This window comes from Anaerophaga thermohalophila str. Valhall, from assembly GCF_000250735.1.
Taxonomy (GTDB): Bacteria; Bacteroidota; Bacteroidia; order Bacteroidales; family Marinilabiliaceae; genus Anaerophaga; species Anaerophaga thermohalophila_A.
Map to the genome: position 1 here is coordinate 1 of NZ_AHZV01000242.1, position 24,711 is coordinate 24,711.

A 24,711-nucleotide genomic window follows, 5' to 3' on the forward strand; every position below is an offset into this window, starting at 1 on the left:
TGATGAAGAGCTCCGCAGTAACCTTCGGGGTGCGCCCGCTGCCCATAGCTTTCATGCATGTCACTTTATCGCCGGACCCGTTGTAATGATACACTATTGACTGAGCACAATTGTATTGGTAGTAAGGATGGTGATAATAGCATGCTGCTTCTTTTAGTTCTTCGTTTACAGGAATATTGTACACCATTGCGAAAATTTTTCAACTTTGTCTGTTCCGTATTTTTTGAGGGTTTGCTTTACTTCATCGGGTGTTTTTTCTCTTTCGAGTTCAATGCCTTTGCTGAAGAATGTATCGGCAAAACAGATAATTTGTTCTTCAATGGATATGGGTACCATGTCTCTGTGGGGAAGCGGAAGCTTTTGCTTTCGGATTTCTTCTGCTGTCAGTCCGGTGCCGGTGTGTCTTTCACACACGAGTGCATGGTGGGGAAGACCTTCTTTTTCAAGGATTTCACGGCCCAGATAACCATGACAAATGTAAGGGTACTCTCCATGACACCCTATTTCCGGGGCGTTGGTAAGAAAAATGCCGACATCGTGAAGCATGGCTGCCTCGGACAAGAACTGTTGGTTGGCGTTTAACTCAGGGTGTTTATCTGCTATTTCAAGAGCTTTATTTCGAACCAGCCGGCTATGCATCAGAAGAATATTTCTTGCGGGATGGTTGTCGGAATAATATTTTTCAAAAATAGCGTATGCTAAATCTGTGCTTTCCAAAGACATTTTAAATCAATAGATTGTTGTTTTTTTGTCTAATTCAAACTCAATAGACTGTTAGATTTTTAAATATAAGATATAAGATGATTTGCATAACTTTGATATACTGCATTTTAGTAGATATAATTCTTTAATTGCAAGCAGTTTATTTTCAATTCATTATATATTGTAAAAATTTTTGCGAGTTTATGGACAAGCGCTATTTTGTGTCCGTCTATAAATTAGGCAAAAATTGTTTCTGATTATGTGCCTGTTCAGAAAGTGTCATTTACAAGGCTTGCGAAGTCCGAAAATACAGAATTTACTCATCGTAAATGAGTAACTTTCGGACGAGCGTAACACAGTAAATGGCACTTTATGGACAGACACTATTTAAGATGTGAAATTAATATTAATTTATTTGTGTCTTTTCTGGAGCACTTTAACCACATCCTCAATGCGGTAGCTTTTGGCAGTGAGTAATACCAGTAAATGGTAGGTCAGGTCGGCCACTTCGTTCAGAAAAAGGTCGTCGTTGTGATCTTTTGCCTCGATCACTGTTTCAACGGCTTCTTCTCCCACCTTTTGAGCTATTTTGTTGATGCCTTTTTCAAAGAGTGAGGTGGTGTAAGAGCCTTCGGGCATTTCCTGTAGACGTTGGTCGATCAGGTCCTGAAGATGTACCAGAAAATCGATGTTGCCTTTGTTTATTTCTGCAAAGCAGGTATCGTTGCCGGTGTGACAAACGGGACCGGCCGGATTGGCTTTAATAAGGATGGTGTCGTTGTCGCAATCGGGAAGTATTGACACTACTTCCAGGAAATTGCCCGATTCTTCACCTTTGGTCCAGAGCCTGTCTTTGGTGCGGCTATAGAATGTTACCTTTCCTTCTTTTTTGGTTTTGTCAAATGCCTCCTCATTCATGAACCCAAGCATAAGAACTACATTGGTTCTCGCATCCTGAATAATAGCAGGAAGTAATCCGTTTCCTAATTTCGAAAAGTCTAATTGCATGATTATTTATTTAATATTTTTGTTTGACGTGGCCGTTGCAAAGATAACAATAGTCATATAAATGAGGTTGTTCCTGACAGAGCCTTTTAGGAGTGGGTGGATATGTATACTTCTTAAACCGTTGATATTAATAGACTGTTAGATTTTTAGATATAAGATACAAGATGATTCACATAACTATGGTTTACTGCATTTTAGCAGAAATAATTGTTTGATTACAAACAGAGGACCTGCAATTTATTACAAAAGTTTAACGGCGTATTGTGATATAATATTATCTGCTTATAGGTTGATAGTCCGTTATGGTTTTACAAACATATAGCATTTATACCGAAAAATTTATTCTACACTGAGTGCAAATTATCAGGGATGTATGATTTGTCTAATATTTTAGGGGTTCTGTTATTGTGTTGTTAAAATGTTTTTACCTGACTGGTATCCCTTCTTTTTGCAAGTAGTTCTTTAGTTCGGGAATGGGAATCTCGTTGAAATGAAAAATGCTTGCAGCCAGTCCGGCATCAGCTTTGCCAATGGTAAAAACATCCTTGAAATGCTCTTTAGCACCGGCACCGCCGGATGCAATGATTGGGATTCCCAGTTCATCCGATAATCTGGCAAGGGCATCATTGGCAAATCCATTCTTTACACCATCGTGGTCCATGCTGGTGAAAAGTATTTCACCGGCTCCCCGGTCTTCGGCTTCTTTGGCCCACGAGAACAGTCTCTTCTCTGTAGGAATACGTCCTCCGTTGACTGTAACCACCCAGTCATCTCCTTGAAGTTGTTTGGCATCTATTGCAACCACAACGAACTGACTGCCAAAATTTTTAGCCATGTCGTTGATCAATTTTGGATTCCGAACGGCCGAGGAATTGATGGATATCTTATCGGCCCCGGCGCTCAGTAATGCATCTGCATCGTTAAGTTCGCTGATGCCGCCTCCTACGGTAAAGGGAATATTTATATGTTGTGCAATACGGCGGACAAGCTCAACAAAGGTCTTTCTTTTTTCATGACTGGCCGTGATATCCAGAAATACCAGTTCGTCTGCTCCCTGGCGGGCATAAAGGGCTCCCAGTTCCACCGGGTCACCTACTTCTTTTATGTCCAGAAATTTAATGCCTTTGACGGTTTGTCCGTTGCGAATGTCAAGGCATGGTATGATTCGTTTTGCAAGCATTTTGCTTAGTTTTTAGTCAATAGTCAATAGTCAATAGTCAATAGTCAATAGTCAATAGTCAATAGTCAATAGTCAATAGTCAATAGTCAATAGTCAATAGTCAATAGTTTATAGTTAGTAGTTGTCAAGTTTTTAATCAATGGGTTCTATGCACAATAGTTTGTCAAAAAAACCTGAACTCAAAGGTGTTATGGCTCAAGGTTGTTAATATGAGTGATTTATTGTTTGTTTTTGGTTTTAAAAACAATTAATCACCAGTGATTTGTAAAAGTTTAAAGGAGTATTGTTTTTCATAAACTTGCTAAAAAGTTACTACTTTTATTACGGAGAGCAGTATAAAGAGCATATTTTTGTCAAAGTCAAGGCGTTTTAATTTTTTGCACCGGAGTTAACTCGTTGTTAAAAGGAATGCAAAAATATAAAACAACAAAGAGTTTGGCAACAAAGATGCTTTTTAGTCAGGGCTCATTAATGCATTGACAATTTTAATTTGCTTATTAAGCTGGTAAGCATTTTTGCAATTTCTATGCTGTTTTTATGAAATATTGCATATTCTTTTTTGTCAATATAATCAAGTCTGTAACAAATTTCCATTTGCGTTTGAAGTTCAAATAGTGATCCCAAAGAAATTTGTAAAAACCTGATGAAATCACGGGTTTGGTTTCGTCCATATCCTTCTGCAATATTACTTGGAACCGACACAACACTTTTTTGTATTTGGTTCACTAATCCAAAGGTTTCTGCTTGTGGAAGTTTTTTAATACTTGAATAAACAAAAACAGTCAGTTCCATGGATTTTTGCCATACCAATAAGTCTTTAAAAGAGTTGACTTTTGTCATGATTTTTGTGATGGGTTATTGAATGTTTTGAAAAATAAAGAATACATGTATTTTTAATTCATCAGTATAAAATTAATTTAATTATTGGTCTGATGGAACTCGCATGATTGGGGCTTATACATATATTCTTTTGTGACAAACCTTGCCATGCTCGTTTCATTGGTATATAATCAATTTAATTCATTGGCCTAATGAAAGGGAATGTTCAGAAAACTGTGTCAATCTCTTTTTAATGGCTTCTGTCCGGAATCTGTAGGCTCAAGAAGGGCGGATTACTATCCCTTATTGACTATAAACTATCCACTATCTACTATCCACTAATGACTATCTACTATCCACTAATGACTATCTACTATCCACTAATGACTATCTACTATCCACTAAATAAAATCCTTTTTTTAATCTCCTCCATCCCAATCCTTCCCTCATAAATAGCCTTACCAAAAATTACTGCTGGGACTCCGGCCTGCTGCAGGGCATCGATGTCGCTCATGCTGCTGACACCGCCGCTGGCTATCAGGTAGAGATCGGGAAATTCATTTAGTATCTCTTTGTACAATTCTAGTGAAGGACCTTCCAGCATACCGTCTTTGCTGATGTCGGTACAGATGGTTTTGGTAATCCCCTTGTTTATGTATCCGGCAAGGAAGTCGAAGAGGTCGGTTTCTGATGTTTCGGTCCACCCCGATACAGCTATTTTCCGGTCTTTTGCATCCGATCCAAGAATAATTTTTTCGGGGCCGTATTTCGAAATCCAGCTTTCAAATTCTGAGGGGTTTTTTACTGCAATGCTGCCGCCTGTAACCATTTTAGCGCCACTTTCGAAGGCAATGCGAAGGTCTTCAGTGGTTTTCAGTCCGCCGCCAAAGTCGATAACCAGTTTGGTGCGTGATGCAATTTTTTCGAGTATCTTGTAATTGATGATTTTCCCTTGTTTTGCGCCATCGAGATCTACCAGGTGCAATCGCCGGATACCATTATCTTCGAATTGGTGCGCTACTTCCAGGGGATTTTCGTTGTATATTTTTTGGGTATCATAATCCCCTTTGCTTAGTCTGACACATTTGCCGCCGATAATGTCAATGGCCGGGATGAGCTCGATTGTTTTCATTCGTATAAATTTTGATTTTTAAGGTTGAATAGAACTCGCCTGATAGCATTTATACATGTTCTTGTTTTGGTAAACCTTGCCATGCTTGTTTCATTTGTATATTAGTTTGTCCGATTTATTGGAGTAATATTTCCTGCTTTATTCTTCATGCTGCCATCCTGCCCCCTTGCCTTATCACCTTTCCTCCATGCCCCATGCTCTATGCCCTGCCTTCTGCCTTGCAAACTTCTGCCTGTCGATTACTTATATCTGAAAATCTAATGATCTATTATGGCAATCTTTGCCATGCTCGTTTCATCCGGATAAGATAATATCGGTCAGATGAAATTCGTATGCAGAAAATTATACGCTATATCATCAGGAAATTTCTCAATATTTTCTCCCCAACTTTTCCGCTCTTTTCGGGATGGAACTGGGTAGCGAAGAAATTGTCTTTTTGCAGCGCCGCGCTAAAGGGGTGGATATAATTGGTTTCAGCTGCTGTGTCGGGGCCGGTTGGAACATAATAGCTGTGAACAAAATAGACAAACTGTTCTTCCAGTGTAGAATCAAAAAGAGGGGATTTTACACGGGAGATGTTATTCCAACCCATGTGAGGGATTTTATGCTTTGTGTCAGCGTCTTTCTGCAGGGCAAATTTCCTGACCGGTTCATCAAAAATTCCGAGACATTCGGTATTCCCTTCTTCTGAGAAGCTGCACATAAGCTGCATTCCAAGGCAAATACCCAAAACTGGCTGTTTTAGTGACGGGATCAATTCATCCAGTCCTTCTTTTTTGAGGAATGCCATGGTTGTGCTGGCCTCGCCGACACCGGGAAAAATTACTTTGTCTGCTTTACGGATTGCATCATGATCGCTGGTTATCCAGGGTTTATAACCAAGGCGTTCAAGAGCAAAGCTAACCGACCTGATGTTACCGGCATTGTATTTGATAATGGCTATATTCATTACTTAAGTTATTGGTCTAATGGAACTCGTCCCGATTTTTCGTGACGCGTTTCATTAGTATAAAATTTATCTTTCAAGGCTGAATGGAACTCGTCACGAGTAACAAGGCCTCGCTTCATTGTTGCCCTTGCATTAGTTTGTCAATCTTATTGACCAAAGCTTCAAATTCTTCAGGATTGAATAGTCGTGTCAGAAAAACGATCTTACCTTCTCTGTCGATAAGAACATTTCGTGTAACGCCGGCATTTTTTTCAGCATATAAGCTAAAGATTTCGGCCCCCGGGTCTAATGCCAGCGGGTAACTAATGCCCGTTTCTTTGGCGAATTTTTGTGCTGTTTCCAGTGGTTCGTCCCGGTCGATGCCTACCACTATCAGTCCATCGTCTTTGTGCTTTTGCCATATCTCATTTTCAATATGTGGCATTTCTTTCCGGCATACGCCGCACCAACTGGCAGTGAATTGTAATAGTACTACTTTGCCTCTTTGATCTTTCAGGCTGAATGTATTCCCACTTGTAAGTGTTGTTTCAAAAAGCGGAGCAATATCACCGGTTTTTACAATATATCCCCTGCTGTTATCGTTGGTTTGGCAGGCTGATAATGATGATAACGTGAGGAAAAAAAATAAGAATTTCGTTGTTTTCATTAGTGTAAAGTTTATTTTTCAAGGCCTAATGGAACCCGCATGCATTTAAACATATTCTTGTTGTGGCAAACTTTGCCATGCTCGTTTCATGGGCGTTCCGTTTAATGTTGGCTGAATTTCTCAGGCAAAAACAACTGTTTTATTTTTGTAAACCAGGGTTTTTCGTTCCAGGTGTGCCTTTACGGCCCTGGAAAGTACTATTTTTTCGATGTCTTTCCCTTTTTGCACAAGACTTTCCACCGAGTCGTGATGGGAAATCCGGATAATGTCCTGCTCTATAATAGGGCCTGCATCCAGGTCTGTTGTTACATAGTGGCTGGTAGCTCCTATGATTTTTACCCCTCTTGAATGGGCAGCATGATAGGGGCGGGCTCCTGCAAATGCCGGGAGAAAAGAGTGGTGGATGTTAATAATCCGGTTGGGATAGTGCTTAACAAAGCCGGAAGAAAGGATTTGCATGTACCTGGCCAGAACTATAAAGTCTATCTCGTGTTCTTTAAGTATCTTCAATTCATGACTTTCCTGTTCCTGTTTGTTGTCTTTGTTAACCGGGACATGGAAAAACGGGATGTTAAATTGTGCTGCAACATTTTCAAGTTCTTTATGATTACTGATGATAACCGGAATAACTACCTTCAGTTCGCCGGCCTGGTAGCGTGCTAAAAGATCGTACAGACAATGTGAGCTTTTGGAGACAAAAACTGCCATTCGCGGGATCTTATCCGAAAATTTCAGGTCCCAGTTCATTTCAAGTGGTTTTCCCAGAAGCGGGCCAAATACTGTTCCTATGTCATCTCTGTCAAGAGAAAAGCCTTCCATATCCCACTCTACTCGCATAAAAAAGCGGTTCTCTTCACGGTTGGTATATTGGTCAAGGGCAACAATATTGCCGTTATTCTGGTGTATGAAGTCGGTCACTCTGGCCACGATTCCCCGCTGGTCAGGGCAATGAATTCTTAATATCGCTGTTTCTATGTTTTCCATAATGAATGATTGAACTTTCTCCGACTTACACGTTAATTCGTGTCTGTTATTAAAGTGCCGGTTGCAAGCTTAACACAACAAATATTACTTTACAATACTCTGTTAAACTTTTACAGTTGTTTGGTAATTAATTTACATAGTTAATGTTACAAGCCACAACTCTCTCATAATAAAAACTTTGCGTTATTGCGTCTCTGCGTTTAGGTTTTTTTTAAACTGACTAATAACTTTATGGACAGACACACATACTGTAAAAATTCTTTGCCAGTTTATAGACAAGCTCTAATTAGTGTCTGTCTATAAAGTAGGAAAAGTTTCCTGCTTATCATGTTTCCGTTCAGAAAGTGTCATTTACAAGGCTTGCGAAGTCCGAAAGTACGGAGTTTACTCATCGTAAATGAGTAGTTTTCGGACGAGCGTAACACAGTAAATGGCACTTTATGGACGGAAACTAATTAGTTAGGAGTCACAAAAGTAATAATTTATAACCTGTAAAGCGGATTAAATGTCTGTTTGTTCTCCGGTTTTCAGGTTTTTTACAAAATTGATAATTGCTTCCTGATCATGCCCGTAATTTTCCAGATGTTTTATAAAAGCGCTTCCTACGATGGCTCCATGGGCATATTGGCATACCTCTTTAAATGTTTCATGATTGCTGATCCCGAAACCAACCATTCTGGGGGTGGAAAGTTTCATCGAATTGATTCGCTTAAAATATTTGATCTGTCTTTTTGACAATCCTTGACGCGTGCCGGTAACAGCGGCCGAAGAAACCATGTAAAGAAATGATGTTGAAGCCTGATCCAGATTTAAGATTCGCTGCTTTGGCGTTTGCGGGGTTATCAGGAAAATGTTGCTGATTTTGTTTCGGGCAAAGACAGGTTCATATTTTTCAATGTAGGTCTCGTAGGGAAGGTCGGGGATTATTAAACCGCTGATGCCTGTTTCTTTGCATCTTTCAATGAATGCATTGAACCCGAATTTTAGTACGGGGTTCAGATAACCCATCAGTATCAGGGGAATGCTGACCTGTTGCTTTATGTCTTTTAGCTGCTCGAAAAGGACTTTAAGGGACATCCCATTGGTCAAAGCTCTGGAGCTGCTGTTTTGAATAACCGGTCCGTCTGCCAGCGGATCGGAATAGGGCATTCCTATTTCTACAAAATCAGCCCCCCCTTCTTCGAGTGCTTTAAGTATGGGGACGGTGCTGTTTAATTCCGGGAAACCTGCTGTAAAATAAACCGATAATAGGTTTCTTTTTTGCTTGAAAAGAGATATGAGTTTTTTCATAATGACTTCATTAATATAAAGTTACTTTATATGGCCTGTTGGAGCTCGTTCCGGCTAATCGTGACTTGCTTCATTAATTTTACAGGAGTTTCAATTTCTCCATATAAGCTTTCATGTCTTTATCTCCTCTTCCGGAGATAGTGACAACAACGTTCTGTTCCGATTTCAGTTCAAGCTGGTCAAGTGCAGCAAGGGCGTGTGCCGATTCCAGGGCAGGAATAATGCCTTCTTTGCGGGTGATTAGCAAAGCTGCATCGAGCGCTTCCTGGTCGGTCACCGAAAGATATCTGGCTCTTCCGGTCTGGTTGAGCCAGGCATGTAACGGCCCTATTCCCGGATAGTCGAGACCGGCCGAAATGCTGTAAGGTTCGGTAATTTGTCCGTCGTCGGTTTGCATCAGGTAGGTCATGCTGCCATGAATGACTCCGGTTTCTCCCAGTGCGATGGATGCAGCTGTTTTTCCCGAGGTTAATCCCTGACCCGATGCTTCGGCTCCGATGAGCTTAACTTCCGGAGTGCTGAGATAATGGTAAAACGAGCCGGCCGCGTTGGAGCCTCCTCCAACACATGCAACGACATAATCGGGTTCGGCTTTCCCCGTTTTGTTACGCAGTTGCCATTGTATTTCGCCGCTAATGACCGATTGTAACCGGGCAACCAGATCGGGATACGGATGGGGACCAACAACCGAGCCAATCAGGTAATAAGTGTTAAGCGGATTGGCAATCCAGTCGCGGAGGGCCTCATTGGTGGCGTCTTTCAGAGTTCGGCTACCCGATATGGCAGTTTTTACTTCAGCGCCAAGCATTTTCATTCGCGCAACATTGGGGGCCTGGCGCTCAATATCGGTTTCTCCCATGTAAACCACGCATTTAAGTCCCATCAGAGCACATACTGTAGCAGTGGCTACACCATGCTGTCCGGCGCCTGTTTCTGCAATAATTCGCTTTTTCCCCATTTCGCGGGCCAGAAGTATCTGCCCAATAGTGTTGTTGATCTTGTGGCTCCCGGTGTGTGCCAGGTCTTCCCGCTTCAGCCAGATATTGCACCCGTAATGTTCAGAAAGACGGGTGGCATAATAAAGCGGTGTGGGGCGGCCGGCATAATCTTCAAGCAATGTCTTAAAACTCTTCCTGAAAGTGTCCGAATTCAGGATTTTCAGATATTTCTTTTTCAAGCTTTCTATGTTCGGAATGAGCATTTCAGGAATGTAGGCACCACCAAAGGGGCCGTAAAATCCTTTTTTGTCAGGGTGAAATGAAGTTGACATATTTCTATTTTATTAAGTTGATTTTTGTTTCATAGCCATCATAAAACGGCGTACAGCTTCAATGTTTTTCAGCCCGGGAGATACTTCAAACCGGCTGTTGATATCAACAGCATAAGGGCGATACGGACAATTATGTCTGATGCTCTGTGAATCAGCTTCTTCAATGCCTCCACTTAGAAAAAACGGCTTTTCTTCATTGAAATTATTTAATACCGACCAGTCGAATTTTTCTCCACTGCCTCCATGTTTGTCGGTTGGTGTATCGAAAAGGAAAAAGTCGCAGGCGTTGTTGTACGTCAAGACGTCATCGAGGTCTGACGGTTGCTTCAGACTAAATGCTTTAATGACTTCGTAACCGGCCCGACGGATTTCCATACAATGTTCCGGCGTTTCTTTGCCATGCAGTTGAGCGACTTGCAGATTAAATCTTTGGCAGGTCGCCTTAATTGTTTTTATATCGGCATTTACAAAAACCCCGGTTTTTTTTATGGTTTCGGGGATGGCCATCGCTGTTTCAGGAGTAAGGATACTTCCAGCATAACGTGGACTTTTGTTATAGAAAATGAAACCGATGTAGTGGGGTTTCAGTTTAACCAGTTGTTCAATATTTTGCCGGTCACGCATTCCGCAAACTTTTATTTTGATCGGATTGTCCATTTTTTCGGTCTTTTTTTTCTAAAATCAGTCTCAGTTATTGGTCTGATTGCATGCCCCGGTTCATAGGGAGGATGCAAATGCTTATGCATATTCTTGTAATTGAGTCGCTGGCAAAAGGTATCTTTATCCTGGTTGCTCTATCTTATATCAAAAGTCCGTTAAATTTTTACAATGCATTTCAAAATCAATAGCTTGTGGTTAAAAGGTTGTACTTATTGAAATACAGTATATCAAGATTATATGAATCATCTTATATCTAAAAAATCTAACGATCTATTGTTATATCTGATAATCTAAAATATCTCACAATCAATTTTAAAAATCCTGTCATGCCCGGTTTAATTGTTTTTGGATTAGTTCTTTTTTCAATTTCATACAGGCTTGTCCCGGATTTTTGTGTTTCATGAAATACTCTCCCATCAGGAAGCCTTTAAAACCGGCATCTTTCAAAAACAGAATATCCTCGCTTGAGTGGATTCCGCTTTCAGCAATCGGCAGGATGTCATCGGGAAGTGAGGACGCCAGCCGGGCAGCATGTTTCAGGTTGACTTCAAATGTTTTCAGATTCCTGTTATTGATTCCTACCATGTTTACGTAAGTATTAATCTTTTCTGTCTCCTGCTCGTCATGTAACTCCATCAGTACTTCCATTCCCAGGTAATTGGCCAGAGCGGCAAGATCGCGTGCCTGCTCTTTTCCCAGGATGGCGGCAATGAGTAATATCGCACTTGCACCTATGGCTTTGGCCTCATAAACCTGGTAGGGGTCGATGATAAATTCTTTTCGAATAATGGGGAGAGAGGTCAGATCGCGGGCTGAACTCAGGTCTTCACTGCTGCCTCCAAAAAAGGTGCGATCGGTTAAAACCGATATTCCCGCTACTCCGGCCTTTTGATAGTCAGGAATGACGTCTTTAAGTTTTGCAGAGGTATTGATATCTCCTTTGGAGGGTGACCGTCGTTTGAATTCCGCGATAACAGGGAAATCAGGGTTATCTCTCAGACTTTGCTTAAGCGAAGGGGCAGATGTGGAAAAATGCCGGTAATATTCCAGCTCTTTGACGGAAACTTTTTGTTTGATGGTCTTTAACTCTTCCTTTTTGTGTGCCACTATTTTGTCAAGTATATTCATGATAAAGAAGGATATGTGATTGTTTTATTGATTTTCCAGTAAAATTTTCATTGCCTTTGCAGCTTTTCCTCCAAATAGCGAATCTTTGGCTTTTTCCATACTTTGCTCAAAAGAGAGATTGTTGTCTATGGTGTTTATTCCCAGTGCTGCATTGGCAAGTACAGCGTTGTTTTGGGCACTGGTACCTTTGCCGGCCAAAACTTTTTTAAAGATGGACGCTGATTCTTCAACAGTATTCCCTCCAAAGATGTCTTCGGGGTTGTTTCTGGGGAGATTAATATCCTGAGGGGTAAGTAACTTTTCGCCGTCCTGCGAAATTACTTTGAAAGCATCGGTCAAAGATACTTCATCATATCCGTCGATACTATGTACTATGCTGAATTTCTTGTCGGAATGCTGATAAATGTATTGGTAAATTCTGGCCAGTTCCAGACTGAAAACCCCCACCAGCTGGTTTTGCGGGTCAGATGGGTTAACCATAGGCCCCAGCATGTTGAAGAATGTTTTGATTCCCAACTCGCGTCGTATAGGGCCTACCGCTTTCATGGCAGGGTGAAACAGCGGGGCATGCAAGAAGCAGATGCCTGCTTTGTCTATCTGTTTTTTTAAAAGCTCATTGTCGTTGGTAAATTTATAGCCCATGTATTCCATAACATTGGAAGAACCACAGGCGGAACTAACACCCGCATTTCCGTGCTTGGCCACTTTATAACCTGCCCCGGCAACGACCAGCGATGCCAGGGTAGAAATGTTAAATGTATTTTTAGCATCTCCACCGGTGCCACACATATCAATGGTTTCAAATTCCGATAAATCGAGTTTTTTACACTGTTCCAGCAATCCGTCGCGGAAGCCGGAGAGCTCCTCTACGGTGACAGGACGCATCATGAAGACCGAAAGAAATGCAACAACTTCCGATTTGCTATAGTTTTCACTGGTAATGTTAACCAGTATTTCCCGGGCTTCCTCTCTTGAAAGAGTATTGTAGTCGAAAAGCCTTGTCAATGTTGGTTGTAACATGATATTTATCAGTTAGTTATTGGTTGAAAATCCAATCATAGTAATTAGTGCCTGTCCATAAAGTACCAGTTGTAAACGTAACGCAGCGAATATTACTTTACAATAGTCAGTTAAATTTTTACAGATGTCTGGCCATTAATTGTTTACACAACTAATGGCATTACACAATTAATGGCACAAACCACAACTCTCTTAAAAACTTTGCGTCATTGCGTCTCTGCGTTTAGGCTTTTTTTAACTGATATTGACTTTCTGAACAGACACTAATTATCCTTCGAGCCAGTTCTTTATCATTTGTTTCCCATGTTCGGTGAGTATTGACTCGGGATGGAACTGTACAGCTCTGACATCATATTTTTCATGCGTGAGCCCCATGATTTGTCCCTGAATATCGCGGGCGGTGACATGGAGCACTTTTGGAAGATCGCTTTCGTTAACCACCCACGAGTGATAACGTCCCCCCATGAATGTATCCGGAAGGGTGTTGAACAGCAGCTCGCTTCTGTCGCAAACAGAGATGGGGGTAGCTATACCATGATAGACCCTCGGCAGGTTGTATATACTGCCTCCGAACACTTCCGCTATGGCCTGGCAACCAAGGCAAACTCCCAAAATGGAATGTGTGGGAGCCAGCGCTTTTATGAGCGGCTTCAGGATGCCTGCCTCATCCGGGATTCCCGGCCCCGGTGATAATACTATTTTATCGTAACTCCGGGCGTCCTCTACCGTAATTTTGTCGTTACGAAAAACATCCACTTCCTGATCGGCCACTTCTTCAAGGTAATGAACCAGGTTGTAAGTAAATGAGTCGTAGTTGTCTATAACAAGTATCTTCATTAGTTGCTTGGTTTAAATGTTATGATTAAACGAGTCCGGTCACTCCCCGATGATATCGAGGCAGGCATTGCAACTGGCACTTTCTGAACAGACACACATTTTGTAAAAACTTTTGCGTGTTTATAGACGAGCATTAATTATTGCCAGCTAACCACTTTTCTCAGAAATCTCTTGCCATTTCAATTGCCGATTTCAGAGCACCCAGTTTATTATTGACTTCCTGTAATTCTTTTTCTTCCACCGATTCTGAAACAATGCCTGCGCCGGCCTGATAAAACAAGGTATTGTCTTTGCTGAGGAACGAGCGAATCATAATGGCCTGGTTGAAGGAGCCGTCCAGTCCCATTTTGCCAATGCAGCCACCATAATACCCCCGGTTGTGGGGTTCATATTTATTGATTAGTTCCATGGCTTTATATTTGGGAGCGCCTGATAGAGTTCCTGCCGGAAAGGTATCAGCCATTACTTTGGCAATATCTTTGGGATTACGAAGTTTTCCGTTGACTTCTGACACAAGGTGTAAAACATGACTGTAGTACTGGACTTCCTTGTAAGTTTTAACCTCTACTTCGCGGCAGTTGCGTCCCAGATCGTTTCGGGCCAGATCGACAAGCATGACGTGTTCGGCATTTTCTTTCGGGTCCTTACCCAGCTCTTCGGCCAGTTTCATGTCTTTCAGGTCGTCCCCGGTACGGCGAAATGTTCCTGCTATCGGATTGATGGTTGCCACCCCGCTTTCAATAATGAGCTGGCTCTCGGGTGATGACCCCATCAGGCGATAATTGCCATAATCGAAATAAAAAAGATAGGGGGAAGGATTAATGTGGCGCAATGCCCGGTAAACATTGAATTCGTCGCCTTTGAACGATTGCTGAAACTGCCTTGACAAAACAATCTGAAAAACATCGCCGCGGTGACAGTGCTCCTTCCCACGAGTAACCATCTGCATGTAGGTTTTACCATCGAGGGGAGAGCGTTCGTCTTCGACGGGTTGGAAAGTGAAGGACGGAACTGACCTGCTTTTTAGTATTTCCAGCGTTTCGTTGAGCTGCGATTTTTCTCCGGGAAGGAGATGCTCCACCAGAAACAGTTGATTGGTAAAATGATTAAAAGCAATAACCGAACGATAGAGGTGATAGCGAATGTCAGGGATGGCATGAGGTGCTTCGGTGTTGATGTCGAGTTCCAGGTCTTCGAAATACCGAACCGCATCATAAGCAGTATAACCAAATAGCCCATAAGCCGGAACCGGACAACTTTTTTGTTCTTTTTCAGGAATATCAAAGCTGTCGATGAAGTTCTGTATCAAAACCGGCACTGATTTTTCCGCCGGAAGCTGAGTTTCGTCAACCGAGCCATCGGTATAACGGCATTTTACGGTTTCATTTTCGACGATAAAATCGGCCATCGGCTTAAAGCAGATGAACGAAAGTGAATTATGGCCTCCATGATAGTCGGAGCTTTCCAGCAGGATGGTGTTGGGGAAAAGATCGCGCAACTTCAGGTAGATGCTGACCGGTGTTACAATGTCGCCTACATGGGCAGGTATGCGACTGCACACGAGGTTTAATTTTTGTTTCTTCATAGGTCGGTTTTTAGTATTGTTGCAAAATATGGTTTCTGGCATGTTGGTTTATTACAAAAAAAGGCTTGCCGGGGTTCGGCAAGCCTTTAATACTATCATCTTATTTACAATATAAGCATGAGGCTGTCACCTTCACCCCGTAAGAGGAAGAAAAAAATGACGCCACCACCAAATATTGTAAAATGTATTGCTCATGTCTGGAAAATATTTCTGTTCTGTTTTCAGGGCATTCATTTTTTTGCCCTGTTTTTATGATTTTTGTTATGTTTTGATTTTGCAAGTATAAGGAATGATTTTTTTAAATGCAAGAGATTTGGTTTTTTTCGATTGCAATTTTTCTGACAGGGAGTGGGCAAAGCACGATGGCTGTTGTTGTGCTGTGAATAAAGCAGGTTAAACTACCTCCACTTTATTTTCTTAACACTCTTGGTCTTCTTGATGTTTTCGGGCAAATTATTTTGCACAGCATCCTTGAGGCGGTCGATGAGTAACTGTCGGGTAAAATTCTGGTGTGCCACAATGCTTACTTCCCGCACCGGCTCTGGTTCGGTAAATCGGCGAACAAAAGGCTTGTCTGTCATTGGTTCCACCGAGAGTTCGGGTACCAGAGTGTAACCGATTCCCTTTCTAACCATGGACTTCAAGGCTTCAATACTGCCGCTTTCATAGAAAAAACCGAAGGCGTTGTTGTTTTGATTGTTTTTACCACAAATGTCGAGTGTCTGGTTCCTGAAGCAATGTCCTTCTGTTAGTACGAGTACTTTTGCAGGGTCGAGAAGCTTGTCCTCAATCAGCTCGTTATGCATAAAGGGATGGTCATAAGGCGCATAGAAAAGAAAAGGTTCGTAAAAAAGGGGTATTTCCCTGATTTGTTTCTCTTCGGCCGGTGTTACCATGAGTCCGATATCAATTCTGTCGTTGTGCAGAGCTTTTAACAGCTGTTCCGATTCGATTTCTTCAATGCGCAAATGTGTTTTTGGGTTTTCCTCGACGAATTGAGGCAAAAAGCGTGGAATAAGGTAAGGCGCAAGGGTAGGAATAATACCCAGTCTGAACTCACCTTCGATGCTTTTTTGTTCTGTTGATACATAATTTCGTAAATCACTGATTTCGCGCAATATCTGACGAGCGCGAATAATGATTTCTTCGCCAGCCTGGGTGGGTTCAATCGGTTTTTTACCCCTGTTGAATATTTGTACACCAATTTCCTCTTCCAGTTTTCTCACCTGCATGGTGAGGGTAGGCTGGGTAATGTGGCAACTTTCGGCTGCATCCACAAAGTGTCTGTGATCGTCCAGGGCGACAATGTACTCGAGTTGTTGAATGTTCATGATATCTGAGTATTTGGTGCAAAAGTTATAAAAAAACGGAAACCGATTGATTCCCGTTTTTGAATAAGTATAAGTGCGGTATAAAAAGCATATTTTTGTAAAAATCAAGGCGTTTTAAATTTTTGCACCGGAGTTAACTCGTCGTTAATGAGGATGCAAAAATTTAAAACAACACAGAGTTTGGCAACAAAGATGCTTTTTAGACCGGGCTCATAAGTATATTTTTATTTCTCAGCCATTATGTCTGCTCACCGGCATAAATGAAAACTTCTGAGAAAAAAATCGTCTGCTAAAAGATGTCCTTCATTTTACTGAAAAAACCGTTTTGTTCCTTGCGTGGTGTGAAGGAGTCTGACTCTTTCATTTTTTCCATTAATTTTCTTTCATCTTTTGAGAGATCGGCTGGTATCCAGACATTTATTCTGACCAACATGTCTCCCTGATGATAACTGTTGACTTCGGGTAGACCTTTTCCGCGTAATCTGAGTATTTTTCCGGGTTGTGTTCCGGGTTCTATTTTCACTTTCACTTTTCCTTCAACTGTCGGAATTTCAGCAGCCGTCCCCAGTATAGCATCCGGAACACTAAGCTGGAGATTGTATATAAGGTTGCTTCCATCCCTGGTCAGTTCGGGGTGCTTTTCTTCTTCGATATGTACCAGCAAATCACCGTTTATTCCGCCTCGACGTGCAGCATTCCCCTTCCCTGAAACAGAGAGCTGCATCCCCTCTTCCACACCTGCCGGAATGTTGATGGTGATAATTTCTTCTTTGCGGATAACGCCATCACCATTACAATGCGGACATTTCTTTGTGATGGTTTTTCCTTCGCCACCACAAGTCGGGCAGGTAGATCTGGTCTGCATCTGTCCCAGCAGGGTATTGGCAACTCTGGTTACGCGTCCGGTTCCTCCACAGGTAGAACATGTGCTGTAAGCAGTCCCGTTTTCGGCACCTGTACCGTTGCAATACTCACAGGCAACGTATTTCTTGACTTTAATTTTTTTCTCTACGCCGTTGGCAATTTCTTTTAATGTTAACTTGACTTTTACCCGCAGATTGGAACCTTTATTAACTCTCTGGCTGCCTCTTGAGGAGCCGCCAAAACCGCCGAATCCACCAAAGCTGCCAAAACCGCCGCCAAAAATATCGCCGAAGTGTGAAAAAATGTCTTCCATAGTCATTCCTCCACCTCCAAAGCCGCTACCGGAAGCTCCACCAACACCGGCGTGTCCGAATTGGTCGTATCTTTGTCGCTTTTCTGCGTTACCGAGTACTTCGTAGGCTTCTGCCGCTTCCTTAAATTTGTTTTCTGCCTCTTTGTCACCTGGATTTTTGTCCGGGTGATATTTTAAGGCCTTTTTGCGGTAAGCTTTTTTTATTTCTTCTGCACTTGCATTTCTCGAAACCTCCAGTACTTCGTAATAGTCCCTTTTTGACATGATAATGATTGGGTTTTATTCGCCTACGACAACTTTTGGATACCTTATTACTTTGTCGTTAAGTTTATAGCCTTTTTGAATACAATCGATGATTTTGCCTTTTTTATCTTCAGAGGGAGCAGGTATCTTAGTAACCGCTTCATGCAATTCACTGTCAAATTCCTGCTCTTCGGTCTCTATTTCTGTAACACCCTGCTGTTTCAAAAATTCTTTAAATTTGTTGTATATCAGGCCGATACCTTCTTTTACGGCATCCAGATCGCTGGCAGTACCCAAATGCGCTCTGGCACGGTCAAAATCATCTATCACCGGCAGAAGACCAAGCAACAACCCTTCTCCCGCACTTTTTGAGAGTTCCATTTTTTCTCTGAGCGTACGTTTGCGGAAGTTATCGTATTCGGCAATTAATCGCAGATGTTTGTCATTCAGGTCTTCCAATTGCCGTTTCAAAAGTTCTATTTCGTCACGGGCGTCTTCCTTTGCTTCTTTGCATTCCTGCTCCTGCCGGCTTTCTTCTTCTACTTCGCTCTTTTCTTCTTGCTCTTCTACTTCTTGCCGGTCGGTAGATATGGTTTCTTTTTCTGCTTTTTTGCTATTTTTTTGTTGCCCGGTATTTTGCTTCTCTTCCTGCTTTTTATTTTCTTCCGTTACTTTTTTTCTGCTCATCTCCTGAAATATTTTTAATACAATTCTCTTTTAGACTTAGCTATCATGCATTATTCATAAATGATCTGTTACAATGCCCGATTATCGGCAAGCCACAACTCTCTCATAATAAAAATTTTGTGTCATTGCGTCTTTCTGCGTTTAGGCTTTTTTAACTGACTATTGTGTCTATATACTTGCAAAAATTTCCACATGGCCAGAAACAACTTTTGCGTAATTTATAGACGAACACTATTTAGTGCGTGTCTATAAACTCGCAAAGATTTTTACAATATGTGTGTCTGTTCAGAAAGTGCCAGTTGCAAGGCTTGAGAAGCCGCCAAAAACGGAGTTTACTACACGTAAATGAGTATTTTGGCGGCGAGCGTAACACAGCAAATGGTACTTTATGGACAGACACTATTTAATATTTAGCCGACAAAAGTATACAATTTCTTTGCCATATTAAAAACCGGGACATTTTGACACTTTACCGGGCGGTAAAAATGACAAAGACAGCAAAAGATATTTTTCTTTTACTGCCTTTGTGTCCCTTTAAATAATAAGTAGTGTCGGTTTTCATGCAACTTTTATCGTTGCAATCTTACCAGGTCTTGTTCTATTTCTTCAATGCTTGTTCCAACAGCGACAATACGTCCGTGGCCGTCCACCAGATAATCTTTCATTTTGCGGGTAGCATCAAATTTTCTGGCAATTTCCGAATCTCTGCCTTCGAATGTGCAGATATGATACATATCAAATAAACTATCGCTCTCGATAACCTGCATCAAAGGCGTTTTAAATCTGTCGAGAGAAATGCTGACTATAACAAATTTTTCACCATTCAGAAACGTTTGATTATGAAATCTTTGATATACTTCCCTTTTTTTGTAGCTTTCAAGTCTCGACGGAGCATCATAGGATGCCCAGAAATCGTAAAGCACCATTTTTCCCCGCAGGCTGTCCGAATGAAACGGAACACCGTTGATCAGGGGCCGGTTTATATCAGGAACCTTGTTCCCGACATCTGTTCCCACCTGTGGTTCTGGTGAACCGTTGATGAATGACAGGAATAGAATACCGGCCAAAATGGTGATTAATAGTAACTTGTTCCTCATAAGTAAAATCTTTCCTCGTTTGTTACACCGCAAAGTTTCAATAAATAATTTGGACTGGTCAAAGTTTTTCGATGAACAACTATAATTATGTGACCAGTGAACTTTTTTTCGAAACAAAACTATGCTGTAAAACAGGAAAAATAAAGATGAGTTTATTTGGATTTTTGAAAAATAATGTTAATTTTTAGGCGACTAAAATTAAAACACTGACATTCAATTACTTGTAAGTAGTTAAAAACATGTAAAAAAGACAAACTTGAGTAGATTAATAAAGAATAAATTCTTTAAATACGGCTAATTTCTGCACCAAGGGGGTTTAATCTTTCATCTATTTTTTCGTATCCCCTGTCGATTTGTTCTATGTTGTGGATGGTGCTTTTTCCCTTGGCAGAGAGAGCTGCAATTAATAATGCCACGCCTGCCCTGATATCGGGAGAAGTCATTACACTTCCTCTTAATGGTGTTTCCTGGTTTAGCCCTATTACAGTTGCCCTGTGGGGGTCGCAGAGGATGATTCGGGCACCCATGTCGATTAATTTATCCACGAAAAACAAGCGACTCTCGAACATTTTCTGATGGATTAGAACGCTTCCGTTGGCCTGAGTCGCAACTACCAGAAATACGCTCAGGAGGTCGGGAGTCAGTCCCGGCCATGGTGCATCCGATATGGTCATAATAGAGCCGTCTATGAAAGTTTCGATGGCATATTTTTGTTTTGGGGGGATATAAATATTGTTGTTACTGATCTCCATGGTTATTCCCATCCTCCTGAAAGCCAGAGGAATGATTCCAAGGTGTTCAGTAGCAGCATCTTTGATGGTAATTTCGCTGCCGGTCATTGCAGCCAGACCAATAAAACTTCCTATTTCAATCATGTCGGACAACACCCTGTGTTCACATCCTCTTAACCGGGACACTCCTTCTATGGTCAGGAGATTTGAGCCGATACCGTTGATACGCGCACCCATGCTTACCAGCATTTTGCATAATTGCTGAATATAAGGTTCACAGGCGGCATTATAAATTGTTGTTGTGCCCGGGGTTAGTACAGCAGCCATAACTATATTGGCGGTGCCTGTGACGGAAGCCTCATCGAGCAGCATATAGCTACCCTTTAAATTTTCTGCATGTACGGTATAAAAAATATCTTCAGAGTTGAAGTCGAACGATGCGCCCAGCTTCTCAAAGCCGTAGAAGTGCGTATCCATTCGACGTCTTCCTATCTTATCACCGCCGGGCTTTGGGAAAAAAGCTTTTCCGAATCTGGCAAGCAACGGGCCCATTATCATAATAGAGCCCCTGAGCGAAGAGGCTCTTTTTTTGAATTCTTTGGTCTTCAGGTAGTCCAGATTTATATTAACGGCACTGAAGCTGTATTTCCGCCGGGAGACTTTTTGAATTGAAACACCGAGGTCGCGTAGAAGCTCTACCAGATTATTGACATCCAGAATATCGGGAAGGTTGTCGATGGTCACTGTTTCGGGCGTCAACAGGGTGGCACAAATAACCTGCAGCGCTTCATTTTTAGCTCCCTGGGGAGTGATTTCTCCTTTAAGCGGACGGCCGCCTGCGACTTCAAAGCTGCTCATAGTTCCGAAGTATTGGGTCGGTTTTGGAATTAATTATTTTTACGGATGTGCTTTTTTCTCTGGCGGCCATGATTATTGTTGCTTGGCTGGTGCTCCCTGAAATCAGCAATGCGTGGTTGACCTTCAAACTTGAGCTTTCCCTTTGACAGACGTTCCATATCACTCAGTATCCTGTCGTCGGTTGCATTATCTTTGTTCCAGTTAGACAGGGATTTTTTCATGTGGTTTCCGATAAGCATTATCAGATGACGTTTAAGGGGTCCTTCTTCCATTTTGGCAGCTTCGTTTATCATTTGTTCCACAAGGCGGCCATAATGCTTAAAGGTCATGTTTCCCTGATTGTAATAAATAGGGTCCGGCTTTGCGTTAAAGTTTTCCCTGGCCGGCGGATCGTAAGGGTAATCAATGTCGAGTTTGAAATTCGCCATGATGGCCAGATGGTCCCACAATTTGTGTTTGAAATCGCTGACATCGCGTAAATGAGGAAACAGATTTCCCATGACGCCGATGATGGCTTTTGCAAAGCGGGTTCTTTCTTCCCGGTCCTCTATGGTACACGCATGGTCTACCATCTTCTGAATATGACGACCATATTCAGGTAAAACCAGTTTTTTTCGGTTCGAATTATAATCCATTGGTTGTAAGAAATGTTTGACTTCGCTGTTGCCGGTGGGGTCAGGAAAACAAATATCCGAACACAACAGCATGTTTCTGATAAAGAAAAATCTCCGGATTGAATTTTATATTCCGGGTTGTTATCTTAAAAATAAAATAAAACTGTGGCTCTCAATTGGTTAATGTACATCAAACGATGCGAGACAGATTTCTGATTGGCAGTTTGGAGAAATCACAACTCCCTGCTCGTTTCATAAGTAAGCTTAAAATGGCATTTCCGGGTCTGCAAATATCGGCTTTTGTATCAATAAATATTGTATCTGCCTTAAAAAAATTAGCTAAATACAATTTTGTCTGGTAAGTATGACGAATTTTCGTGGTCGTAATCCTTTGTAGACTAATTGTCTTGCAAAACTAAGAGATTATTTTAAGTTTGGCAAATTTTAGCAGCAATTGTTTTTGTCCGGCATTATTAAAAAAGACTGTGGCTTTAACGTTAGGGTGTTCTCCTTCAATATGCAGTACTTTACCTCGTCCAAAACGTTCGTGTTCTACAATAATGCCCGGCTGTATTTCTTTTCCACCGACCGGATCATAGCCATCAAACTTTTTTGTAGCAGATTGTCTGTTCAATACTTTTCCTGAAAAATTTACTTTTTGATTCGTGCCGGGAAGTCTCTCTTTGAAATTGAATGAACGTCTTTCGGACATTCTTTTACTGCTCAGGGGTGTTTTTGGCGGAGCGAAGCTGCTGGTTTCCCCGGGGATGTTGAGGTATGACTGATCAATTTCGCCAAGGAAGCGACTGGGGCGGGCAAAAGTCAGCTCGCCGAATTTATACCGGCTTCGTGAGAAGGTGAGCGTGGCTCTTTCCTGTGCTCTTGTTAACGCTACATAGAACAGACGTCGCTCTTCTTCCAGGCCTGCTTCGCTTGTTGAGGCCATGCCTGACGGGAACAATCCTTCTTCAATACCGACGATATAAACGTTTTTGAATTCGAGTCCTTTGGCGGAATGAATGGTCATGAGGGTTACTTTGTTGATGTCGTCGGGTTTTTCTGTATCCTGGTCTGTCAGAAGAGAGACTTCCTGCAAAAAATCAACAAGTCCGTTACTATCCCCGCTTTCCTGTCTGTCGTCAGAAAACTCGCGAATGGCGTTAAACAGTTCTTCCAGGTTTTCGAGTCGTGTCTGGCTTTCATGTGTTTTGTCCTGATGCAGCTCTTTCAGGATACCGCTTTGCGTAGCAATTTCATTTGTAATATCGAATGCCGAGAGGTTTGGCACCTGACTGATAAACCCGGAAATAAGCCGGGTAAAGCTATTTAGTTTTCTGAGTGTTCCGGTATTGAAGCCGGCGTTGGGAAGGGCCGGATTGGTGAGAACAGCCCATAAGCTAACATTGTTGTGGTTGGCCAGAGCCTCAATTTTATCCATAGTGGTTTTGCCGATTCCCCTGGCCGGATAGTTGATGATTCTTTTTAAGGCTTCATTGTCGTTCGGATTGACCGATACTCTCAGATAGGCTAAAAGGTCCTTTATTTCTTTACGCTGATAAAAAGAAAGGCCGCCATATATTTTATAAGGTATGTTTTTTTTACGCAGCGCTTCTTCAAAAATTCTCGACTGGGCATTGGTACGGTACAAAATTGCAAAATCCTTGTATTGGCATTGGTGTCTGAGCCGAACTTCGTTAATGTCGTTGACAACAATAAAGCCCTCGTCAACATCGGAATGGGCCTGAATCAGATTGATTCTTGCACCTTCATCGTTTTGCGAATAGACCTTTTTGTGTATTTGGCCCCTGTTCCTTACAATGATGCTGTTTGCTGCGTTGACAATAGTCTGCGTGGAGCGGTAGTTTTGTTCAAGCTTGAAAAGTTTGTAATCCGGATAGTCATTTCTGAAGTTAAGTATATTCTCAATTTTAGCTCCCCGGAAGCTGTAAATACTCTGGGCATCATCACCTACCACACAGATGTTTTTATGTTTTTCGGCCAGTTTCCTGGTTATCAGATATTGAGAGAAGTTGGTGTCCTGATACTCATCAACCAGGATATATTTGAAGCGTTCCTGATATTTGGCTAATACTTCGGGATGATCGCGAAAAAGGATGTTTGTATTTAGCAAAAGATCGTCGAAATCCATGGCTCCTGCTTTTCTGCATTCGCGCATGTAGTGTTCATAAATTTCAGGCATCATGCGGATATTGGCAGCTGCATCGGCCATGGTTCGTTTTTGATCACGTGCGTATGCCGCCGGTACAATGAGGTCATTTTTTGCAGAAGAAATACGCCCGAGAATTGTTCCCGGTTTGTAAGCTTTATCTTTGTTCAGCTTCATATTTCTGAGGATGCCGTTGATAAGGCTCTTTGAGTCGGTTGTATCATATATGGTAAAAGTAGCCGGAAAATTAATGTATTTGGCTTCCATCCTCAGAATTCGGGCAAAAATTGAATGAAATGTACCCATCCAGAGTTTCGATGCCATTTCCTGACCTACAATCCGACCAATGCGCTCCTTCATTTCACGAGCGGCTTTATTGGTGAAGGTAAGCGCCAAAATACTCCAGGGTGGCACGCCATTACTCAACAAATACGCGATTCGATAAGTAAGCACACGCGTTTTTCCCGATCCGGCCCCGGCAATAACCAGTGCCGGTCCGTCTATATCGACGACTGCTTTGTATTGTGCTTCGTTAAGTTGTTCCAGGTAATTTTCCACAGAAACTTTCGGTTTTCAAAAATTTGAATATAGCTATT

Annotated in this window: 23 protein-coding genes; all 23 read right to left on the reverse strand. The window is 41.8% G+C overall.

The genetic code is table 11. The annotated features are described in order from the left end of the window. Positions 1–187 (reverse strand): hypothetical protein (locus OQ5_RS21055; RefSeq protein ID WP_044107859.1); only part of this gene is annotated, 187 nt, incomplete at its 3' end. Further along, positions 166–723, reverse strand: a complete 558-nt coding sequence (locus OQ5_RS0112800) for an HD domain-containing protein (protein ID WP_016777864.1) — start codon at positions 721–723, stop codon at positions 166–168. The genes OQ5_RS0112800 and OQ5_RS21055, both read right to left, overlap by 22 nt. Before the next feature lie 390 nt (positions 724–1,113). Beyond that, positions 1,114–1,710 carry a bifunctional phosphoribosyl-AMP cyclohydrolase/phosphoribosyl-ATP diphosphatase HisIE gene (gene hisIE / locus OQ5_RS0112805; protein ID WP_016777865.1) on the reverse strand — a complete coding sequence of 199 codons (597 nt, stop codon included), beginning with the start codon at positions 1,708–1,710 and terminating at the stop codon, positions 1,114–1,116. A 424-nt stretch (positions 1,711–2,134) separates the two neighbouring features. Further along, complete coding sequence (gene hisF, locus OQ5_RS0112810) at positions 2,135–2,890, reverse strand: imidazole glycerol phosphate synthase subunit HisF (RefSeq protein ID WP_016777866.1); 756 nt, start codon at positions 2,888–2,890, stop codon at positions 2,135–2,137. A 468-nt stretch (positions 2,891–3,358) separates the two neighbouring features. Then, positions 3,359–3,730, reverse strand: coding sequence for a four helix bundle protein (locus OQ5_RS0112815; RefSeq protein WP_016777867.1), 372 nt, complete (start codon positions 3,728–3,730; stop codon positions 3,359–3,361). A 373-nt stretch (positions 3,731–4,103) separates the two neighbouring features. Continuing rightward, positions 4,104–4,841, reverse strand: a complete 738-nt coding sequence (gene hisA / locus OQ5_RS0112820) for a 1-(5-phosphoribosyl)-5-[(5-phosphoribosylamino)methylideneamino]imidazole-4-carboxamide isomerase (protein WP_016777868.1) — start codon at positions 4,839–4,841, stop codon at positions 4,104–4,106. 349 nt (positions 4,842–5,190) lie between these two features. Further along, a complete protein-coding gene (gene hisH / locus OQ5_RS0112825; protein WP_016777869.1) occupies positions 5,191–5,790 on the reverse strand; it encodes an imidazole glycerol phosphate synthase subunit HisH in 600 nt (199 codons plus the stop codon). A 115-nt stretch (positions 5,791–5,905) separates the two neighbouring features. Further along, the gene (locus OQ5_RS0112830; RefSeq protein WP_016777870.1) at positions 5,906–6,436 is read right to left on the reverse strand and encodes a TlpA family protein disulfide reductase; all 531 of its coding nucleotides are present in this window, start codon (positions 6,434–6,436) and stop codon (positions 5,906–5,908) included. Between the two features lie 120 nt (positions 6,437–6,556). After that, a complete protein-coding gene (purU, locus tag OQ5_RS0112835; protein ID WP_016777871.1) occupies positions 6,557–7,420 on the reverse strand; it encodes a formyltetrahydrofolate deformylase in 864 nt (287 codons plus the stop codon). A 501-nt stretch (positions 7,421–7,921) separates the two neighbouring features. Beyond that, positions 7,922–8,710, reverse strand: coding sequence for a tryptophan synthase subunit alpha (gene trpA / locus OQ5_RS0112840; protein WP_016777872.1), 789 nt, complete (start codon positions 8,708–8,710; stop codon positions 7,922–7,924). A 79-nt stretch (positions 8,711–8,789) separates the two neighbouring features. After that, a complete protein-coding gene (trpB, locus tag OQ5_RS0112845) occupies positions 8,790–9,980 on the reverse strand; it encodes a tryptophan synthase subunit beta (RefSeq protein ID WP_016777873.1) in 1,191 nt (396 codons plus the stop codon). A gap of 12 nt (positions 9,981–9,992) precedes the next feature. Then, positions 9,993–10,637 (reverse strand): phosphoribosylanthranilate isomerase, encoded by a 645-nt coding sequence (locus OQ5_RS0112850; protein WP_016777874.1) that lies wholly within the window; start codon positions 10,635–10,637, stop codon positions 9,993–9,995. A 327-nt stretch (positions 10,638–10,964) separates the two neighbouring features. Continuing rightward, a complete protein-coding gene (gene trpC / locus OQ5_RS0112860) occupies positions 10,965–11,768 on the reverse strand; it encodes an indole-3-glycerol phosphate synthase TrpC (protein WP_016777876.1) in 804 nt (267 codons plus the stop codon). 24 nt (positions 11,769–11,792) lie between these two features. After that, complete coding sequence (gene trpD, locus OQ5_RS0112865) at positions 11,793–12,788, reverse strand: anthranilate phosphoribosyltransferase (RefSeq protein ID WP_016777877.1); 996 nt, start codon at positions 12,786–12,788, stop codon at positions 11,793–11,795. Positions 12,789–13,055: 267 nt separating this feature from the next. Next, the gene (locus OQ5_RS0112870; RefSeq protein WP_016777878.1) at positions 13,056–13,625 is read right to left on the reverse strand and encodes an anthranilate synthase component II; all 570 of its coding nucleotides are present in this window, start codon (positions 13,623–13,625) and stop codon (positions 13,056–13,058) included. 160 nt (positions 13,626–13,785) lie between these two features. Next, the gene (locus OQ5_RS0112875) at positions 13,786–15,210 is read right to left on the reverse strand and encodes an anthranilate synthase component I family protein (protein ID WP_016777879.1); all 1,425 of its coding nucleotides are present in this window, start codon (positions 15,208–15,210) and stop codon (positions 13,786–13,788) included. Between the two features lie 398 nt (positions 15,211–15,608). Further along, entirely contained in the window at positions 15,609–16,541 is a 933-nt protein-coding gene (locus OQ5_RS0112885; protein ID WP_026055279.1) for a LysR substrate-binding domain-containing protein, read from the reverse strand. 289 nt (positions 16,542–16,830) lie between these two features. Then, complete coding sequence (dnaJ, locus tag OQ5_RS0112890; RefSeq protein WP_016777882.1) at positions 16,831–17,982, reverse strand: molecular chaperone DnaJ; 1,152 nt, start codon at positions 17,980–17,982, stop codon at positions 16,831–16,833. Positions 17,983–17,997: 15 nt separating this feature from the next. Continuing rightward, on the reverse strand, positions 17,998–18,648 hold the full coding sequence (locus OQ5_RS0112895) for a nucleotide exchange factor GrpE (protein WP_016777883.1): 651 nt from the start codon (positions 18,646–18,648) through the stop codon (positions 17,998–18,000). A gap of 569 nt (positions 18,649–19,217) precedes the next feature. After that, complete coding sequence (locus OQ5_RS0112900; protein ID WP_016777884.1) at positions 19,218–19,745, reverse strand: TlpA family protein disulfide reductase; 528 nt, start codon at positions 19,743–19,745, stop codon at positions 19,218–19,220. A gap of 284 nt (positions 19,746–20,029) precedes the next feature. Next, positions 20,030–21,334, reverse strand: a complete 1,305-nt coding sequence (murA, locus tag OQ5_RS0112905) for a UDP-N-acetylglucosamine 1-carboxyvinyltransferase (RefSeq protein WP_016777885.1) — start codon at positions 21,332–21,334, stop codon at positions 20,030–20,032. Positions 21,335–21,363: 29 nt separating this feature from the next. Continuing rightward, positions 21,364–21,969, reverse strand: coding sequence for a DUF4290 domain-containing protein (locus OQ5_RS0112910; protein ID WP_026055280.1), 606 nt, complete (start codon positions 21,967–21,969; stop codon positions 21,364–21,366). Between the two features lie 394 nt (positions 21,970–22,363). After that, on the reverse strand, positions 22,364–24,673 hold the full coding sequence (locus OQ5_RS0112925; protein WP_016777889.1) for an ATP-dependent helicase: 2,310 nt from the start codon (positions 24,671–24,673) through the stop codon (positions 22,364–22,366). Positions 24,674–24,711 lie beyond the last annotated feature (38 nt).

Excerpts from the sequence above, each read along its gene's own strand:
- OQ5_RS0112800 (WP_016777864.1), bottom strand. The coding sequence starts at position 723 with ATGTCTTTGGAAAGCACAGATTTAGCATACGCTATTTTTGAAAAATAT.
- hisIE (WP_016777865.1), bottom strand. The coding sequence starts at position 1,710 with ATGCAATTAGACTTTTCGAAATTAGGAAACGGATTACTTCCTGCTATT.
- hisF (WP_016777866.1), bottom strand. The coding sequence starts at position 2,890 with ATGCTTGCAAAACGAATCATACCATGCCTTGACATTCGCAACGGACAA.
- OQ5_RS0112815 (WP_016777867.1), bottom strand. The coding sequence starts at position 3,730 with ATGACAAAAGTCAACTCTTTTAAAGACTTATTGGTATGGCAAAAATCC.
- hisA (WP_016777868.1), bottom strand. The coding sequence starts at position 4,841 with ATGAAAACAATCGAGCTCATCCCGGCCATTGACATTATCGGCGGCAAA.
- hisH (WP_016777869.1), bottom strand. The coding sequence starts at position 5,790 with ATGAATATAGCCATTATCAAATACAATGCCGGTAACATCAGGTCGGTT.
- OQ5_RS0112830 (WP_016777870.1), bottom strand. The coding sequence starts at position 6,436 with ATGAAAACAACGAAATTCTTATTTTTTTTCCTCACGTTATCATCATTA.
- purU (WP_016777871.1), bottom strand. The coding sequence starts at position 7,420 with ATGGAAAACATAGAAACAGCGATATTAAGAATTCATTGCCCTGACCAG.
- trpA (WP_016777872.1), bottom strand. The coding sequence starts at position 8,710 with ATGAAAAAACTCATATCTCTTTTCAAGCAAAAAAGAAACCTATTATCG.
- trpB (WP_016777873.1), bottom strand. The coding sequence starts at position 9,980 with ATGTCAACTTCATTTCACCCTGACAAAAAAGGATTTTACGGCCCCTTT.
- OQ5_RS0112850 (WP_016777874.1), bottom strand. The coding sequence starts at position 10,637 with ATGGACAATCCGATCAAAATAAAAGTTTGCGGAATGCGTGACCGGCAA.
- trpC (WP_016777876.1), bottom strand. The coding sequence starts at position 11,768 with ATGAATATACTTGACAAAATAGTGGCACACAAAAAGGAAGAGTTAAAG.
- trpD (WP_016777877.1), bottom strand. The coding sequence starts at position 12,788 with ATGTTACAACCAACATTGACAAGGCTTTTCGACTACAATACTCTTTCA.
- OQ5_RS0112870 (WP_016777878.1), bottom strand. The coding sequence starts at position 13,625 with ATGAAGATACTTGTTATAGACAACTACGACTCATTTACTTACAACCTG.
- OQ5_RS0112875 (WP_016777879.1), bottom strand. The coding sequence starts at position 15,210 with ATGAAGAAACAAAAATTAAACCTCGTGTGCAGTCGCATACCTGCCCAT.
- OQ5_RS0112885 (WP_026055279.1), bottom strand. The coding sequence starts at position 16,541 with ATGAACATTCAACAACTCGAGTACATTGTCGCCCTGGACGATCACAGA.
- dnaJ (WP_016777882.1), bottom strand. The coding sequence starts at position 17,982 with ATGTCAAAAAGGGACTATTACGAAGTACTGGAGGTTTCGAGAAATGCA.
- OQ5_RS0112895 (WP_016777883.1), bottom strand. The coding sequence starts at position 18,648 with ATGAGCAGAAAAAAAGTAACGGAAGAAAATAAAAAGCAGGAAGAGAAG.
- OQ5_RS0112900 (WP_016777884.1), bottom strand. The coding sequence starts at position 19,745 with ATGAGGAACAAGTTACTATTAATCACCATTTTGGCCGGTATTCTATTC.
- murA (WP_016777885.1), bottom strand. The coding sequence starts at position 21,334 with ATGAGCAGCTTTGAAGTCGCAGGCGGCCGTCCGCTTAAAGGAGAAATC.
- OQ5_RS0112910 (WP_026055280.1), bottom strand. The coding sequence starts at position 21,969 with ATGGATTATAATTCGAACCGAAAAAAACTGGTTTTACCTGAATATGGT.